This is a genomic window from Sporosarcina luteola, from assembly GCF_023715535.1.
GTDB lineage: Bacteria > Bacillota > Bacilli > Bacillales_A > Planococcaceae > Sporosarcina > Sporosarcina luteola_B.
Map to the genome: position 1 here is coordinate 107,714 of NZ_JAMBOI010000002.1, position 16,421 is coordinate 124,134.

At 43.3% G+C, this 16,421-nt stretch carries 13 protein-coding genes; 3 read left to right on the top strand and 10 right to left on the bottom strand.

What is annotated here, in order from left to right; translation table 11 throughout:
• Nucleotides 1–159: 159 nt before the first annotated feature.
• The 3 genes from M3191_RS18650 to acnA form a co-directional block, all read right to left on the bottom strand.
• Complete coding sequence (locus tag M3191_RS18650) at nucleotides 160–2,388, bottom strand: PepSY1/2 domain-containing protein (RefSeq protein ID WP_251698282.1); 2,229 nt, start codon at nucleotides 2,386–2,388, stop codon at nucleotides 160–162.
• 250 nt (nucleotides 2,389–2,638) lie between these two features.
• Nucleotides 2,639–4,867: an S-layer homology domain-containing protein gene (locus M3191_RS04025; protein ID WP_251698284.1), complete on the bottom strand. Its 2,229-nt coding sequence runs from the start codon at nucleotides 4,865–4,867 to the stop codon at nucleotides 2,639–2,641.
• A gap of 129 nt (nucleotides 4,868–4,996) precedes the next feature.
• Entirely contained in the window at nucleotides 4,997–7,711 is a 2,715-nt protein-coding gene (gene acnA / locus M3191_RS04030; protein WP_251698286.1) for an aconitate hydratase AcnA, read from the bottom strand.
• Nucleotides 7,712–7,993: 282 nt separating this feature from the next.
• Here acnA and M3191_RS04035 point away from each other — a divergent pair, with 282 nt between their 5' ends.
• Entirely contained in the window at nucleotides 7,994–8,539 is a 546-nt protein-coding gene (locus M3191_RS04035; protein ID WP_251698288.1) for a cysteine hydrolase family protein, read from the top strand.
• Between the two features lie 111 nt (nucleotides 8,540–8,650).
• The gene (locus M3191_RS04040; protein ID WP_251624282.1) at nucleotides 8,651–8,905 is read left to right on the top strand and encodes a GlsB/YeaQ/YmgE family stress response membrane protein; all 255 of its coding nucleotides are present in this window, start codon (nucleotides 8,651–8,653) and stop codon (nucleotides 8,903–8,905) included.
• Between the two features lie 48 nt (nucleotides 8,906–8,953).
• On the opposite strand, the gene M3191_RS04045 is transcribed toward M3191_RS04040, so the two are convergent.
• The gene (locus tag M3191_RS04045) at nucleotides 8,954–9,613 is read right to left on the bottom strand and encodes a lytic transglycosylase domain-containing protein (RefSeq protein WP_251698290.1); all 660 of its coding nucleotides are present in this window, start codon (nucleotides 9,611–9,613) and stop codon (nucleotides 8,954–8,956) included.
• Nucleotides 9,614–9,640: 27 nt separating this feature from the next.
• Nucleotides 9,641–10,240, bottom strand: a complete 600-nt coding sequence (locus tag M3191_RS04050) for an SCO family protein (RefSeq protein ID WP_251698292.1) — start codon at nucleotides 10,238–10,240, stop codon at nucleotides 9,641–9,643.
• A gap of 283 nt (nucleotides 10,241–10,523) precedes the next feature.
• Between M3191_RS04050 and M3191_RS04055 the strand changes: the two genes are divergently transcribed.
• Nucleotides 10,524–10,934 (top strand): DUF2621 domain-containing protein, encoded by a 411-nt coding sequence (locus M3191_RS04055; protein ID WP_251699282.1) that lies wholly within the window; start codon nucleotides 10,524–10,526, stop codon nucleotides 10,932–10,934.
• Between the two features lie 144 nt (nucleotides 10,935–11,078).
• Here M3191_RS04055 and M3191_RS04060 read toward each other — a convergent pair whose 3' ends face one another.
• The 5 genes from M3191_RS04060 to M3191_RS04080 form a co-directional block, all read right to left on the bottom strand.
• Nucleotides 11,079–11,573 (bottom strand): CcdC family protein, encoded by a 495-nt coding sequence (locus M3191_RS04060; protein WP_251699284.1) that lies wholly within the window; start codon nucleotides 11,571–11,573, stop codon nucleotides 11,079–11,081.
• Nucleotides 11,574–11,595: 22 nt separating this feature from the next.
• Nucleotides 11,596–11,952 (bottom strand): thioredoxin family protein, encoded by a 357-nt coding sequence (locus tag M3191_RS04065; RefSeq protein ID WP_435368135.1) that lies wholly within the window; start codon nucleotides 11,950–11,952, stop codon nucleotides 11,596–11,598.
• Between the two features lie 37 nt (nucleotides 11,953–11,989).
• A complete protein-coding gene (locus tag M3191_RS04070; protein WP_251694601.1) occupies nucleotides 11,990–12,700 on the bottom strand; it encodes a cytochrome c biogenesis CcdA family protein in 711 nt (236 codons plus the stop codon).
• Between the two features lie 155 nt (nucleotides 12,701–12,855).
• A complete protein-coding gene (locus M3191_RS04075) occupies nucleotides 12,856–14,643 on the bottom strand; it encodes an ABC transporter ATP-binding protein (RefSeq protein WP_251699288.1) in 1,788 nt (595 codons plus the stop codon).
• Nucleotides 14,643–16,397, bottom strand: coding sequence for an ABC transporter ATP-binding protein (locus M3191_RS04080; RefSeq protein WP_251698293.1), 1,755 nt, complete (start codon nucleotides 16,395–16,397; stop codon nucleotides 14,643–14,645). Before M3191_RS04080 ends, M3191_RS04075 begins: the two co-directional genes overlap by 1 nt.
• Nucleotides 16,398–16,421: the final 24 nt, after the last annotated feature.

The window sequence follows — 16,421 nt, forward strand, 5'->3', positions numbered from 1 at the left end:
AAGGTGGTTAATCATCTTTTCCGCTACAGGACTTCCAGCCATGGTCCTGTTCTCTGGCAATGCTTTCGAAATGATTCAAGTCCTTCTCAACGCTCGTTTATTGATAATTAATTTTATTGTATTATATGCGAGCATTTTGTTTATGTCAATAGCTACTCGTTAATATCGCAGACCTCTTCCACTTTCAGCGATTGCATGGGCTAGACGAATCGTCGACACTGCCAACTCTGCATATGTCACTTCCCGATTAGGATTAAACTCATTTTTCTCCACTTTTAACAAGCCTAGTGAATTTGCTAACGCTACATAACCTGCATTCGCAGACTGTACCTTTTGCGCATCAGCAAAATCTAATTTAAAGATGCTGTTATTTTTTGCTGCCTGCTCCAGGCCTAACACACGAATCATCCAAACGGAAAGTTCTTCTCTTGTAATTGGCGAATCGAGATTGAAGTTATTTCCATCCGCTTTGATGATGCCCAATTCAACCGCACGCTCAATTTGGTGATATAACGGATGTTTCGGATCGATATTATCAAACGTTTGGTTCATGTTTTCCTGTCCGAAGTAATAACCGCCACGATAAAAATAGGAGAGCGAATTCATAACCACTTTCAATGCCTCTCCTTTTGAAATGGCAGCATCGGGGTTAAAGCTCTTACCGTCTTTCACGTCCAATACTTTAGCGGCAATGAGGTAATTGAGCTCCTCTTCCGCCCATGGGTGAGAAACGGTCACTGAATCATTGCCGCTAAACAAGTTATTCCATTCGCCTGTACGCGCATTCACATAACTAAACGGCTCGTCGTTAAATATAGGCAAATAGACGAGATCATAATGATTTTCCTTTCCACTTTTAGCATGCTTCATATACGTGAGCTTAAGGTTAAGCGCCTCTTCGAATAATGTTTTTGCCTCTTGCCCAGAAATTACATCATCGACCGATGGCCAGTTTTCCACCTCTTGATGATCGACATTCAGGCTGTTTAATGTACCGTCAGCCGCTATTGATACGTAGATCTGATCTCCATGGACGATAATCCCATTTACGACTCTTGGGAATGTGAAGTGATACGAGCCTACTCGTTCGTCAACATAAGGTTCTCCTATTGGCATTGCGTAGTTATGCAGATAGGATGGGGACCATTCCTTTAAATAGTTTACAGCTTTGCTGAGTGCCTCCTGTTGGGAGAGTCCATCCTTGTTGGTAGTGCCCTCTTCGAAGTCCGACAGTAGGTGATCCTTCATATTATGGTAGTTGACAATTTCGCCTGTCTTTTTATTAATTTCTAAATTTGATCCACTTCCGCCATTTCTATATTGATACATATAATGGACTGAAATAACTGGCAAACCATTATAGTTCTCTATTTCTTGAACTGACTCGATCGTTAATTTTATTTTATCGGAATCAATCGCAAGGAGGTGTTCGGCAAACTTTTTCGCTTCGTCTACTGAAATCCCATCCTGTTTTGCCGGGAGTGGACTTGCTGCAATTTTTTCGATCTTCATCTTACTTGGCAAGTCTGCTGCGTAGCCGTTTGCAGTCATCCACTTCCCAGTTGCCGCTTCAATGCCTTGTATGTTTGCTGTTGGACGGTAGACGAGCTCTACAGTGCGGTCGTTCGTTTGGTAATCGTAGTTTATTTGATAATTCAAGTCTGCAGAAAGATTTTCTTTAACTTTCGTTAGCATTTCATCCATATCTTTTATTTGTGTGACGTCCTCATAGGTGGATGATGCAACTGATGGTGACATTTTGTGGAAACCAACGATTTCGCCATTTCCTAGAACAGACACGTCTATTCTTTGATCCGCAACGGAGACTTGGTTTACTGTCCGTGCGAAACTGAATGAATAACGAATCGGCTCTGTTAAGATTTGTTGCGGAGAATAATTGAAAGTGTTTGTTTCTAATTGATAGTCTTTTCCGTCAAGAATCTCTTTCATAAAACCTTCTGCTATTTTCTTTGCTTCTTCTTTGGAAACTTTTGCAGGAAACAAAGCATCCTTCACCTCTGCAGGTTGATAGGAAAAATACTCGATTTCCGGTTTCTCACCCACAAAACCTACATTCCCGTATACCTGCTTCCCATTTACGGTCTTTGTGAAAGTTAAATCATGCCGCAGTTTTTCATCTTCCGGATAAATATATGCACTTCTCACATGAAAATCACTATTCGTTAAAAAGTTAAACTGCTTGGGGAACATATCCCGAAATTTCTTGATCAATTCTTCTTTCGTGACAACAGTGTCAGCAGCTGCAACTTCGATTCGTGTGTTTTCTGGTTGTCCATAAACTGTAGTTGAAGCGTTTGCAATTGATGAAAACATGCCGAACGACAAAACTGATGAGGTTAACATCATACCCATTTTTTTAAATTTCACCAAAATAATCCCCCTATTTTCGTAATAGTACAACCTATTTGCCCTTCATCCCCCCATTTTCTATATTTCTACTTACTATGGTAATAATTAAATTACAAAATATATAAAATATTTCATAATTATGTATATTATATATGTTTACAACTAGTACGTAAAGTAAAGTCAGTTAGATAGCAAGTCGAAAAAACCGCATTCGACCCTCGAAGGGAAGAATGCGGTCTACAGTTTTCTCAGCGGTCTTTAACGATTATTAATAACGCAAACCTCTTCCATTTTCTGCAATTGCATGCGCTAGCCGAATGGTTGATACTGCCAACTCTGCGTAGGACACTTCACGTTCAGGATTGAATCGGTTTTTCTCTTCTTTTAGTAAGCCCAATGAGTTTGCTATAGCTACATAACCCGTATTTGCGGATTGCACTTTATCGGCATCCACAAAGCCAAGCTTAAAGATGCTGTCATCTTTTGCGGCCTGCTCAAGCCCTAATACTCGAATCATCCAAGTGGAAAGTTCTTCTCTTGTGACTGGTGCATCGACAGCGAAATTCTTACCATCCGCTTTAATGATCCCCGCTTCAACGGCACGTTCAATTTCCTGATATAATGGATGTTTAGGGTCAATATTGTCAAACGTCTGATTGAGTTCTTCCTGTCCGTAGTAATAACCGCCGTAATAAAAATAAGTGAGTGAGTTCATAAGCACCTTTAATGCTTCACCCTTTGATATGGCGGCATCCCCGTTAAAGCTCTTTGCATCTTTCACATCCAATACTTTAGCGTTAATGAGATAATTGAGCTCTTCTTCCGCCCAAGGATGTTTCACTGTGATTGAGTCTTTGCCATTCAACATGTTACTCCATTCTCCTGTATTGGCATTCACATAACTGAATGGATCCTCATTGAATACAGGTAAATAGACGAGGTCGTAATGGCTTTCCTTTTCCTTCTTTGCATGTTTCATATACGTGAGCTTCAGGGTAAGCGCCTCTTCAAATAATGTTTTTGCCTCTTGTTCTGAAATGACATCGTCGCTTGACGGCCAGTTCTCCATCTCTTGATAATTGACATATAGACTGTTTAATGACCCGTCCGCCGCTATTCCTACACTGATCTGATCTCCAACCACGACAATGCCGTTCATAATTCTTGGGAACGCAAAGGAATAAGTACCCAATCTTTCATCAAAATAAGGTTCATCTATAGGCATTGCATACGTATGCAAATTGGAAGGAGCCCATTTCTTTAGAAACTTCACACCTTCACTGAGTGCTTCCTGTCGGGAAAGTGCATCCTCTGTTTTTGGCTCCTCCCCAATTTCCACTAGCAAATGGTCTTTCATATTATAGTAATGGACAATTTCTCCGGTGTTTTTATTGATTTCCAAGCTCGATCCTGATCCGCCGTTTGCATGCTGATACATATATTGGACATAAATGACGGGTACACCATTATAGTTCTCCATTTCGTGGATCGACTCTATCTTTAACTTTATTTTTTGGGAATCAATTGCAAGGAATTGTTCAGCAATTTTCTTTGCATCCTCTATAGTAATCCCATCTTGTTTTATCGGAAGAGGTTTCTCCGTAATTGGTTCAATTTTAGTTTTCGCCGGAAAATCTGATGCATATCCATTTGCGGTCAACCATTTCCCTGTTGCCGCTTCTACACCTTGCAATTTCGCCGTTGGTCGGTAGACGAGCTCTGCACTCCGTTCACCCGTCTGGTAATCATAGTTAATCTGGTAATTCAAATCTACGGAAAAATTATCTTTTACTTGCTTTACCATTGCATCCTTATCTTTTATTTGTGTAACATCATCAAAAGTGGATGATGTAGACTGTGGAAACATCTTGTAAAAATTAACGACTTCACCGTTCCCTAATACAGATATCTCCATTCTTTGATCAGCGATGGACACCTGATTTTCCGTGCGTGTGAATGAAAATGAGTAACGTACCGGCTCTGTTAAGATTTGCTGTGGGTAATAATTGAAGGTATCCGTTTCTAACTGATAGTCTTTTCCGTCAATCAAATTTTTCATGAAATCTTCTGCGATTTTCCTTGCTTGTTCTTTTGAAACTTTTGCCGGAAACAATGCATCTTTTACGTTTGGAGGCTGATAGGAAAAGGATTCAATAGCGAGCTCCTCCCCGACAAAACCTATATTCCCGTGCACTCTCTTCCCATCAATCATTTTGGTGAAATAAAGATCATGACGCACCGTTTCGTCTTCAGGATAAATATGCGCACTGTTCAATTGAAAATCACTGTTCGTCAGGAAATCAAACCGATCGGGGAACATCTTCTTAAATTTCTTGACCAATTCGTCTTTCGAGATAATCGTATTAGTGGCCGCGACTTGGATCCGTACCTTTTCTGGTTGTCCATTCATAGTGGTTGAAGCACCGGCAATCGATGAAAACATGCCAATAGACAAAACGGAAGAAGTTACAATCATACTAAGTTTTTTCAATCGCACTAAAATAACCCTCCTAGGTTACATCTCTTTTTGTGGTTGATAGCCATCTTTAGATTGTATGATTGTCCATTGAAGAAAAGAACATAAAGAATAGGCGCCCGATTTAATCGGACGCCTTTGTTGTGTCTATTAGTTGTTTTTCATTTTATCACGAAGAACCATTTGAAGGATTCCGCCGTGACGGTAGTAGTCTACTTCTACATCAGAGTCGAAACGTGCAAGCACGTCGAATTCTTTAACAGAACCGTCTTTCGCAGTTGCTGTCACTTTCAGGATATCGCGAGGTTTTACACCTTCCGCGATGTTCACGCTGATTTCTTCTTCGCCAGTAAGACCAAGAGTTTCAGCGCTTTCTCCCTTCATAAATTGAAGAGGAAGAACACCCATCATGACTAGGTTTGAACGGTGGATACGCTCATAGCTTTCCGCGATGACTGTTCTGATACCTAGTAGTGAAGTACCTTTTGCAGCCCAGTCACGTGAAGAGCCCATTCCGTAATCTTTACCAGCAAGAATGACAAGACCTGTTCCGTCCTCCTGATAACGCATAGCTGCGTCATAGATCGGGCAGATTTCTTTTGTCGGCCAATATGTTGTGTAGCCGCCTTCCGTGCCTTTCGCAATTTGGTTACGGATACGGATATTCGCGAATGTACCGCGCATCATCACTTCATGGTTACCACGGCGGGAACCGTATGAGTTGAAGTAACGTGGCTCTACGCCGTGTTCGCGCAAGTATTTACCAGCCGGTGTATCTTTACCGATTGCACCTGCAGGAGAAATATGGTCCGTCGTGATTGAATCACCGAATTTACCGATGACACGAAGTCCAGCTAGAGCTTCGATATCAGCAGGCTCTTTTGAAAGCCCTTCGAAGAACGGCGGGTTTTGGATATATGTCGAGTTTTCATCGAAATCATATAATGAATCGTCAGTTGTCTCGATAGCATTCCATGCTTCGTTTTCAGTGAATACGCGAGCATATTCTTTACGGAATAGTTCAGGTGTTACTGTCGCTTTGACGACTTCCTTCACTTCTTCCGTTGTTGGCCAGATATCTTTGAAGTAAACATCTGTGCCGTCTTTTGCTTTACCGATTGGATCTTTTTCAAAATCGATATCGACAGTACCAGCAAGTGCATAAGCGACAACAAGTGGCGGTGAAGCCAAGTAGTTCGCTTTTACAAGCGGATGGATACGTCCTTCGAAGTTACGGTTACCGGATAGAACAGATGAAACTAACAGGTCGTTTTCCGTGATCGTTTTCTCGATTTCAGGAAGAAGTGGACCGGAGTTTCCGATACAAGTCGTACACCCGTAACCGACTGTGTTGAATCCGATTTGATCCAAATAATCGGAAAGGCCGGATTCTTCGAGGTAGCCTGTAACGACTTTTGAACCTGGCGCAAGTGATGTTTTCACGTATGCAGGAGGTGTAAGTCCTTTTTCGACAGCCTTCTTCGCAACAAGTCCAGCACCTAACATTACGTATGGGTTGGAAGTGTTCGTACAAGAAGTGATAGCTGCAATTGCAAGGTCTCCTGTTGTCATGCCGACAGTACGGCCGTCTGCGAACTCGACTGTAGCTTTCTTTTCAAATTCCTTCGGAGTAAGACCGAAGCCTTGGTTCCCTTCAGGAGCTACAACAGAATCTTTGAACGAACGTTGTAATCCGGAAAGCGGAATCAAGTCTTGTGGACGTTTTGGTCCAGCAAGGTTCGCTTCGATTTTTGTAAGATCGATTTCAATTACTTCCGTATATGTCGGCTCTTCTTTATCAGGAGTGAAGAACATGTCGTTCTCTTCAAGATATTTTTGTACGACTTGAATATGCTCTTCATCACGGCCTGTCAAACGCATGTAATCAAGAGATTCTTCGTCAACTGGGAAGAAACCGCAAGTTGCGCCGTATTCAGGAGCCATGTTAGCAATTGTCGCACGGTCTGCAAGAGGTAATTTCGATACGCCAGGTCCGAAGAACTCGACGAATTTACCAACAACACCATGTGCACGGAGTGTTTGTGTCACTTTAAGCGCAAGGTCAGTTGCTGTCGTTCCGTTCGGAAGTTCGCCGACTAGTTTCACACCGATTACTTCTGGAATTGGGAAATATGAAGGCTGTCCAAGCATTCCTGCTTCAGCTTCAATTCCACCAACACCCCATCCGAGAACTCCGATACCGTTGATCATTGTTGTGTGGGAGTCTGTTCCGACAAGTGTGTCCGGATACGTTTCAAATGTGCCATCTTCGTTTTCCACTTCATGGACAACCGCAGCAAGGTACTCAAGGTTTACTTGGTGAACGATACCTGTTGCAGGAGGTACAGCGCGATAGTTATCGTACGCTTTTTGCGCCCAGCTCAGGAATTGATAACGTTCAGCGTTACGTTCGAATTCAAGTTCCATGTTAAGGCGAAGTGCATCTGATGTGCCGTAGCGGTCAACTTGTACCGAGTGGTCGATAACAAGGTCAACCGGAATTTCCGGATTGATTTTGTTTGGATCTCCGCCCATTTCAGCCATAGCTGAACGCAGAGATGCTAGGTCAACGACAACTGGAACTCCAGTGAAGTCTTGTAGGATTACGCGGGAAGGTTTGAAAGGGACTTCTGCGTCCTTGTCTGCATCCTTGCCCCATTTTGCCAGGTTTTCAACGTGTTCGTCTTTGATCACATACCCGTCATGTTGGCGCAGGACGGACTCAAGTAGCACTTTTACTGAATAAGGTAGTCTGGAAATATTCGCAACGCCGGCATCTTCAAGTGCTTTAATATGGTAATAGTTATATGTTTTACCCTTCAACTCGAAAGATTTGCGGCTGTTGTGCAAATTACTCTTCGCCATTTGTGAATTCCTCCTTTATCTATTGAAAAGGTTTTGTGTAAGCGTTTCTCTACTCCATCATAGTACAGCTAAGTTCATAAGTAAAATACTTAAAAATTATAGTCTTTCATAAGAAAACCTGATGACCGTATGTATGAAGGCATAAAGAATCAGCTCACTGTCAAGTATATTCTGAAAAACTCGTTCGCGCAAAGTTTTGAATCTGTGTAATAGAAATCTACTGAGTTTTTATTATATATGTGGCATTATAGATAGGAAGATATGGAAAAGGGAGTGGGATTGTTGAAAAAAGCATTGTTAGTAATCGATTACACGTATGATTTCGTTGCAGAGGACGGAGCATTGTCATGCGGTCAACCAGGCATCGACTTGGAACCGTATATTGTTGACCTGACAAAGGAGTTCTTGGCCGAAGGGGATCTTGTCATAATGCCCGTCGATCTTCACGAAGAAAATGACACTTACCATCCCGAATCAAGGATGTTCCCTCCGCACAATATTAAAGGGACAGCGGGACGGAATCCATACGGTGCACTTCACGCTTTATATGAAGAGAATCAAGATCAGATTATCTGGATGGATAAAACGCGTTTTAGCGCTTTTGCAGGAACCGACCTCGAATTACAGCTTCGAGCACGCGGAATAACTGAATTGCATCTTGTCGGCGTTTGCACGGACATATGCATTCTTCATACATCTGTCGATGCCTATAATAGAGGCTTTGATATCGTTATCCACGAAAGAGGGGTTGCGAGCTTTGACCCTGCTGGCCATGAATGGGCACTACGACATTTTGAAAAGACACTCGGGGCCAAAGTTATCCGCTAATATCGATATTTTTTTAGTGATTCTCTTCTGTAGATGTTTAAGGTATTGAAAAAACGGATATCCAAATACTACATAAGAAATTATGAATCACTAAAAAAGGAGATGGATTAAATGAGCTTTATTTGGTTTCTAATTATTGGTGGAATTATCGGTTGGCTCGCAGGACTTATTTTAGGAAAAGATATTCCAGGTGGAGTCATAGGTAATATCATTGCCGGTATCATCGGTGCTTGGATTGGCGGTATGTTGCTTGGATCATGGGGTCCTAAAGTTTCGGACTTCTATATCCTACCTGCATTACTCGGCGCGATCATCCTCGTGTTTATTGTGAGCTTGATCATGAAATCGATGCGCAGAGCTACCTAATGTAAAAATGAAAAAGAGCGTCAAGAGATTTTTCTCTTGACGCTCTTTTCATTTACTTTCCAGTCTTTGAGCTTCAAACTCATTGAAGAACCATAAGACGTCTTCTACATATTTATCACTATGGTTGTAATGGAATACCGCCTTTTCAATCTCCCCATCGGCTGCCCCGCTTTTGGACAAATAATGTGCGGCGCTGAATATCGCATCTTCAATATCAAAAGGATCTGCAAATCCATCCCCGTTAGCATCGACTCCGTATCCTCCATATTTTTTAATGACAGCAGGATCGGTCTTGTCCTTATCGGGTATACTCCCTTTTCCAAGGCCTTCGCATCCCGGATATCCCCACCCTACAAATGTGCAAGGCATGAACTGCATATGACCTTCCGCACCGGCTGGAGATAATAAAGGATCCATCGTCGAAAAGCGTGTTTCAATCCGATGATGGGCAGCGAGAAGCGTCCAAGGAATGCCGTACTCCGTTGCAGCCGCTTGATAGACCGGAATATACTCTTCCGGTATGACCAATGCGGTATGACGATCTTGGAATTCCAGCAACGTGCTTGCAGATTTTTTTATGAGCTCGGGGTTTTGGATACCTGTCCAAATAATAGCCGATATGGTGAAGGTGGTTACAGCAATAGGGATAAGTAAAACGATCATGAAAATTTTCGTTTTAATAGATAACCCCTTTTTCTTCTTCTTCACTGTACCACCCTTTTCATTTCATTCTCGTTACGATTTAGGCTTTTCTTTAATGAGCGCTTTCATGTCTTTCACAATTTCCTCGTAAGGAACTTCTTCCGCACCACTGTAAGTCTTTACAGACACTCCGTCTTTATTGACTAAGCTGAATGCCGTTCCATGGACAACTTGGTCTTCCCCTGGAGCCTTACTGACGAACGTCTTGAAAGATCCAATCGCCAAGTTTTCAATCGTTTCCTGGCTATATCCAGTCAACATTTCCCATTTGCTTTGATCGACAGGTTCGAATGCATCTACGTATTCCTGCAAAGCTTCAGGCGTATCATTTTTAGGGTCTATGCTGAAAGATACGATTTTATAATCTACGACGCCTTCGTCATGCAGCATTTTCTGTAAATCTGTCATATTCGCCATCATCGGCAGGCAGACGGTTTCACAGTTTGTGAAGACGAACTGGGCAATCCAGACAGTCCCCTTCAAATCGTCAAGGGATACTTTCTCATTATGTTGGTTCGTAAATTCAAACGGGTCAATCTTATATTTATGATCCGCCTTGAACCCGCCCATTGAACATGCACTCAATACTAGCATAAGCATCATAATGGACAATAAAAATATTTTTTTGCGCATATACGGACTCCTCCACTTTCAGTACTTACTTTATCATAGTAGATGCATACTTATCAAACAACCGCATGGGGTCATCGTTCTTGTCCAATCTTTGACGTTTCGGTGAAGTTCATTTCACATTTAATGAAACAAGCGCAGTGTGCCTTTCGCTGGATTGAATTTAAAAAGGCCTCCAATGCGACCCGAAATGGAGGAAAGGATACTTTGTCCGTGTATTTTTTTGAAAAAGCTCTTATAATGGGGAATAGAATGGAAGAGGTGAAGACAGTTGCAAGATTTTTTTATGTGGTTCATCATTTTTTGGTGTGTCGTCCTGATCGGCCTTTTTGGAATCGGCGGCTTTTTCATGTTCCGCAAATTCCTGAAAGTGTTTCCGAAGGCGGACGGTAAATCGACGCTTGATTGGGAAGAGCATTATGTGAATGAATCCCTTCATCTCTGGAATGAGGAAGCGAAAGATTTATTGAATGAACTCGTCAGCCCCGTTCCGGAATTATTCCGTGACGTCGCCAAGCAGAAGATCGGCTCTAAAATCGGTCAAATTGCGTTGGAAGACCGTGCAAAGACAATAAGCTTCGATCATATTATCCGCGGTTACATTATCGCTACTCCGAAACGAGATCATAAATTTTTACGCAGGAAATTGGACTCGATGGAAATCGATATCACACCTTACGAGCATTTATTTGATTAACAAAAGCGGAGGTGACCGCCTAGCCCCGACAAGCGCTGGAAGGCTTGAACATAAGGCGTTCTTTGCCTTATGCTTCAAGACTGAAGCGACTCGAGGGGCTGGTCACCGGAGTCTAGACGTGAACCTAAAAAACCTCCTTTACATTTAGGAGGTTTTTTTAATGGTGTTTTTTAGGTTGTAGAATTTCACTAGCATCCCGATACGCCAAGGAACAATCATGCCGAATGCCAATATCCAGAACATGCCTCCAAGCTCGCCGACATCGATGGTGCTGCTTAAAATCAATTTTGCGACAAAACGTACAATTAGCAGACCAAATAGGATGAATAGGAAAGCTCGCGACTTTTTGACATAAAGCTTTTCATTCTTCACTTCAAAATTTGTTGTTTTGATCAACACAATCGAAAATAGCATTCCGACAATTACCGATTCAAAGACTTGGGGCAAGGGCACCCTGAATTCTTCAAATAAAAACATAAGCGCCCCTGTCGACATGAACAGTGGCGGCAAGATGATCCTTTTCGGTGAAATCGGTCTTTTCGCCGCCTTTGTCCGGACGATGAACGCCATAGTTCCCATAAAGAGAAACAATAGCGTTGAGCCGACAATCAAGTAGACGGATGGTATTTCATTGAAAATGAAATCAACGATTCTCTCAAGCTCAAGCATGGTCCTCCCCCCACTCCACCAACTCGTCCAAACGGTACTTCAACTGTTCCATCTGTACGAATCTGGCAAACCTGGCTGTTTCCTTGCCCCGATGGAACAGAAGGACAACCGGGGCGGTGAATAAGGCAAGCTGTCCCGCCATTTCAGGAACTTGTGCAGCATTCACTCTATAAAAAGGGAATGGATATTCCTCTTCCAGTTCGGCCACTTGCGGATAAAGCCCTTCACAGACGGAGCAATGGTCCGTTTTGACAAACAATAATAGCCGCGGCTCACTTGCGGTGATATCTAGCCATTGTTCAAAAGATCCGATTTCGTTCATCGGCAGTTCCTCCACTTCAAAAATCAATTACGCCTCCAAGCAAGATGCTCGGAGGCTATTATTGTTAAAAACCTTGGAAATCGCCGAATATCGGGCTTAGTAAGCTTGTTAGGAAAACGATGCCGTCAAAGAACAGCAATAGTCCGAAGGCAATCATAATATAACCGCCGACTTTCATTATTAGGTTGCTGTTTCTTCGAATCCAGCCAAGTCGTGTAATGAAGAACGACAAGACGAAAAACGGAATCGCAAAACCGAGTACATACATCATCATGTATAGCATACTGGAACCAGGATTTGCTGCCGCCAGTCCGATTATGGCTCCGATGATCGGTCCCATGCACGGTTGCCATCCCGCAGAAAAGGCGAGCCCGATCAATGCTGTCCCTAAATAACCGGCAGGACGGTTTTTGAATTGCAACCGATGTTCTTTCATTAAAAACTTCGGTGTAAACAATCCAATGACCATAAGTCCGAATAACACGATGAAAATGGCACCGATTTGTCTGAGCAGATCCTTATACTGGATGAAGAAAGTGCCGACAAATGATGTACTGAACCCTAAAAAGACGAAAACGACCGAAAATCCGAGTAAAAAGAAAATCGTATGGAGTATGCCGTTGCGGTTCATCCGTTTCGAATCCGCTTTCAAATCGTCGATCGACATGCCGGTAATATAAGATATGAATGCCGGATACAATGGCAGGACACAAGGCGAAATAAAACTGAGAAAACCTGCGCCGAATGCTAGGAATATATTTAAATCAGTTGCCATCATTCTCTCCCCTTCATTTTTCTTCTCCCATCGTATCAAATCTGAAGCCGAAATTCGCTTATTTTAACTGTGAAATGTTTATGACATCATTTCTTGTCAAAAAAAAACGGCTTGCATCGCATTTTTTAATGCAAGCAAGCCGGTTCATCTATATCTTATATTGCGTCATCCATAATTCCATTTTGAAGCTGATACATCATATAATACAATCCTTTTTGCGTCAGCAATTGCTGGTGGTTTCCACGTTCGACAATCTCGCCTTGGTGGAGGACGAGGATCAGTTCTGCATCCTGGATTGTGCTCAACCGATGGGCGATGGCAATTGTGGTCCGGCCCTTCCGCATTTTTTCCAGGCTCGCTTGGATGGCGACTTCCGTTTCCGTGTCGATATTAGCAGTCGCTTCATCCAACACGAGGATTTTCGGATTTGTCGCGATTGTCCGTGCGAACGCGACAAGTTGGCGCTGTCCGCTTGAGAACGTCGATCCCCGTTCCGTCACTTTCTGTGAATATTTATCCGGCAGCTTTTCAATAAATTCATTCGCCTGGACAAATTCGGCTGCGGCACGTACTTCCTCCGAGGACATCCCTTCATTATGAAGGCGTATATTGCTTTCGATATCGCCATAGAACAGGAATGGATCCTGTAGGACTAACCCAATCTTCTTCCTCAGTTCCGCTTTCGGCAAGTCCTTCAGGGAAACACCGTCAATGAGGATTTCTCCTTGGCCGTACTCATAGAACCTCATGAGCAGATTGATGATGGAGCTCTTTCCGCTTCCCGTATGACCGACCAACGCAACGGTTTCGCCGGCATTCGCAGTGAAAGAGATATTTTTCAATACATCGTTCTTGCCGTCGTAGGAAAACGTCACATTCCGGAATTCAATCGTTCCTTCTTGGATTTCCTTATGCTCGGTTTCCTGTTGCGCAGGCTCCATGTCAGGATCATCCATTAATTTAAATACACGTGACGCCGAAACGAGCGCCTGTTGGAAAATGGACATCCGCTGCATCACTTGTTGGACCGGTTGGAATAAACGGCCGATCAGCGTTGTGAATGCATAGATGATCCCTACTTCGACAGCACTATCCAGTGACATGAATCCGAAATAGCCAAGGACGCAAACGATTGCGAATGCATATAGCAAGTCGATGAATGGTCCTAGCAGCACACTATCGAATTTAATGTTCCGCATGCCTGCACGATAGTGTCCCTCGTTGATATCATCGAACTCCTTAGACAAACGCTCCTCTTGCCGGAAAGCCTGGATCATGCCCATGCCTGATAATGATTCGGCAATCTTGGCATTCAACTGGCTCAGTCTCTCCCGGATATCCTGATAGAAATCCGCACTGTATCGTCGGTAAACGATGATGATTGCCAAGAATAACGGCAAAAGCACCATGGAAGCAAACGATAGTTTCACATCAAGTGAAAAGAGAGCGATATAGACACCGATAATGACGAAGATTGCTTGCAGGAACGTGACAACGACACTGACAAACATCTCTTTGATTGATTCCGTGTCGTTCGTCACTCGTGACACGATGCTTCCTGCAGGTGTCCTGTCAAAGTAACGCATACCTAGCCCTTGGACTTTCGAGAACACATCGATCCTCATTTGTTGAATTACCTTTAAGGCGATGTCCTGAAAACGAAGTGACTGAAAATAGGACACGACGACAATGAATATTTGCAACCCGATGTAGACGAGCGCAAGCGTCATCACTTCATTCTTCGGGAAGTTGAGCGGCGTCAAATAATTATCGATGAATGATTGGATGATGAGTGGGCCGATAATGCTTCCTGCTATTGTTAAAACAAGGAAGAATAACGCGATTGAGATGCTTACTTTATGTGGAATTACATAGCGCATCAACCGCTTGAACACTTTCCATTGATCCTTCGCTGTCAATTTAGGCTGTTTTTCCAACTGCATCATTCTTCCCCTCCTTGCTCGACAAGTACTTCCAATTGCTGCAAGTCGTACATTTCCTTATATCTTCCGTCCATTGCAATCAATTCTTCATGTGTGCCCGCCTCGACAATCGTACCTTCATGCATGACGATTATTTTATGGGCATGCTGGATGGCGCTTAATCGGTGAGACGTAATGACTGTCGTCTCGCCTGTGCGTGTCCGCTTCAGCGACTCGAGGATCGCTTCTTCAGTTTTTGCGTCAACCGCTGACAGCGAATCATCCAAAATGAGCAATTCGGGTTGCATGATCAGTGCGCGTGCAATGGATACCCGTTGCTTCTGGCCTCCGGACAAGGAAACCCCACGTTCCCCAACGACTGTTTCATAGCCTTCTGCGAATCCTTCAATATCATCGTGGATATGAGCGAGCCTTGCTGCTTCATGAATCTTTTCCCGATCGATTTTCGGATTTGTGAACGCGATATTCTCCGCAATCGTCGTTGAGAATAGGAAATGATCCTGTGGCACGTAGCCGATTGACTCGCGTAAACGCTGTTGTTTGTATTGATTGATCGGGTGGCCGCCATACACGATGCTTCCTTTGTACCCTTCAAATTCCCTCAGCAATAATTTCAGGATTGCCGTTTTTCCGGAACCGGTCTTTCCTACAATGCCTAGCGTCTCTCCGCGTTTCAAAGTGAAATGGACATCGTGGAGTGCCGGCGTTTCATCTTCAGGGAATTTGAATTCATCGATGTCGAAGTGGAGATCCCCCTCGGGACGGCGATCGATTGCTCCTGTGACATCTTTAATATCCGGAGCGATGGACAATAGTTCTGTAATACGGCTATACGAAGCATTTCCGCGTTCCACGATATTGAACAGGAATCCGAATGCGAGCATTGGCCATACGAGCAATCCAAGATATGTACTGAACGCCACCATGTCACCGATGGACATATCCCCTGAAATGATGAATTTTGTTCCGAAGTAGAAAGATAGGATATAAGATACCGCAAATATGCCAGTGATGGTCGGATCGAATAGTGCGTCCACTTTCGCCACTCTCATATTTTTAGCGACGACATCCGTCGACAAATCCGTGAAATCTTCAATATCTTCCTTTTGCTGACCGAATGTTTTGATTACTTTTATGCCAGAAATGCTTTCCTGCGTTTTATCGTTCAGATTGGAAAACGCCTCTTGTGCAAATCGGAAGCGTTTGCGCAACAATCTTCCGTAATAGCTTGTTAGGAAAATCATGAATGGGAACGGAATAAGTGCTATGACTGTCAATTTCCAGTTGATGGTCAATGCCATTGTCAAGATGACGAAACCGCCCGTGGAAATGGAGTCGACAAGCGTCAAAATCCCCATTCCTGCCGTCTGCTGAACGGCGTTAATGTCATTTGTCGCATGGGCCATCAAGTCCCCAACCCTTCTTTTTTGATAAAAGGAAGGTGACATTCTTGTAAAATGATTGAATAACTTCTCACGCATCGTTCGCGATAATAACACCGCGGAGCCGAAAATCATGACGCGCCAATAATAGCGTGACAGATACATTAACACTCCGGCAACCGCTAAGATGATGAGCCATTTCGTCAGCTCGGAAGCTGTCAATGTGCCCAATGTAATATCATCGACGATATAACCGATGATTTTCGGAGGAAGCAATTGCAATAAGGAGACGAACACGAGCGCTGCGACGCCAAGTCCATATTGTTTCTTCCGTTGTTTGAAAAACCAGCCAAGCTGCAGTAAAACTTTCAAAGTAATCCCCCTTTTTCTCTATCT

What these genes read in the sequence shown, in the direction of transcription:
- acnA (WP_251698286.1), bottom strand. Translation starts at nt 7,711, where the DNA reads ATGGCGAAGAGTAATTTGCACAACAGCCGCAAATCTTTCGAGTTGAAG.
- M3191_RS04040 (WP_251624282.1), top strand. Translation starts at nt 8,651, where the DNA reads ATGAGCTTTATTTGGTTTCTAATTATTGGTGGAATTATCGGTTGGCTC.
- M3191_RS04050 (WP_251698292.1), bottom strand. Translation starts at nt 10,240, where the DNA reads ATGCGCAAAAAAATATTTTTATTGTCCATTATGATGCTTATGCTAGTA.
- M3191_RS04055 (WP_251699282.1), top strand. Translation starts at nt 10,524, where the DNA reads ATGTGGTTCATCATTTTTTGGTGTGTCGTCCTGATCGGCCTTTTTGGA.
- M3191_RS04070 (WP_251694601.1), bottom strand. Translation starts at nt 12,700, where the DNA reads ATGGCAACTGATTTAAATATATTCCTAGCATTCGGCGCAGGTTTTCTC.
- M3191_RS04075 (WP_251699288.1), bottom strand. Translation starts at nt 14,643, where the DNA reads ATGCAGTTGGAAAAACAGCCTAAATTGACAGCGAAGGATCAATGGAAA.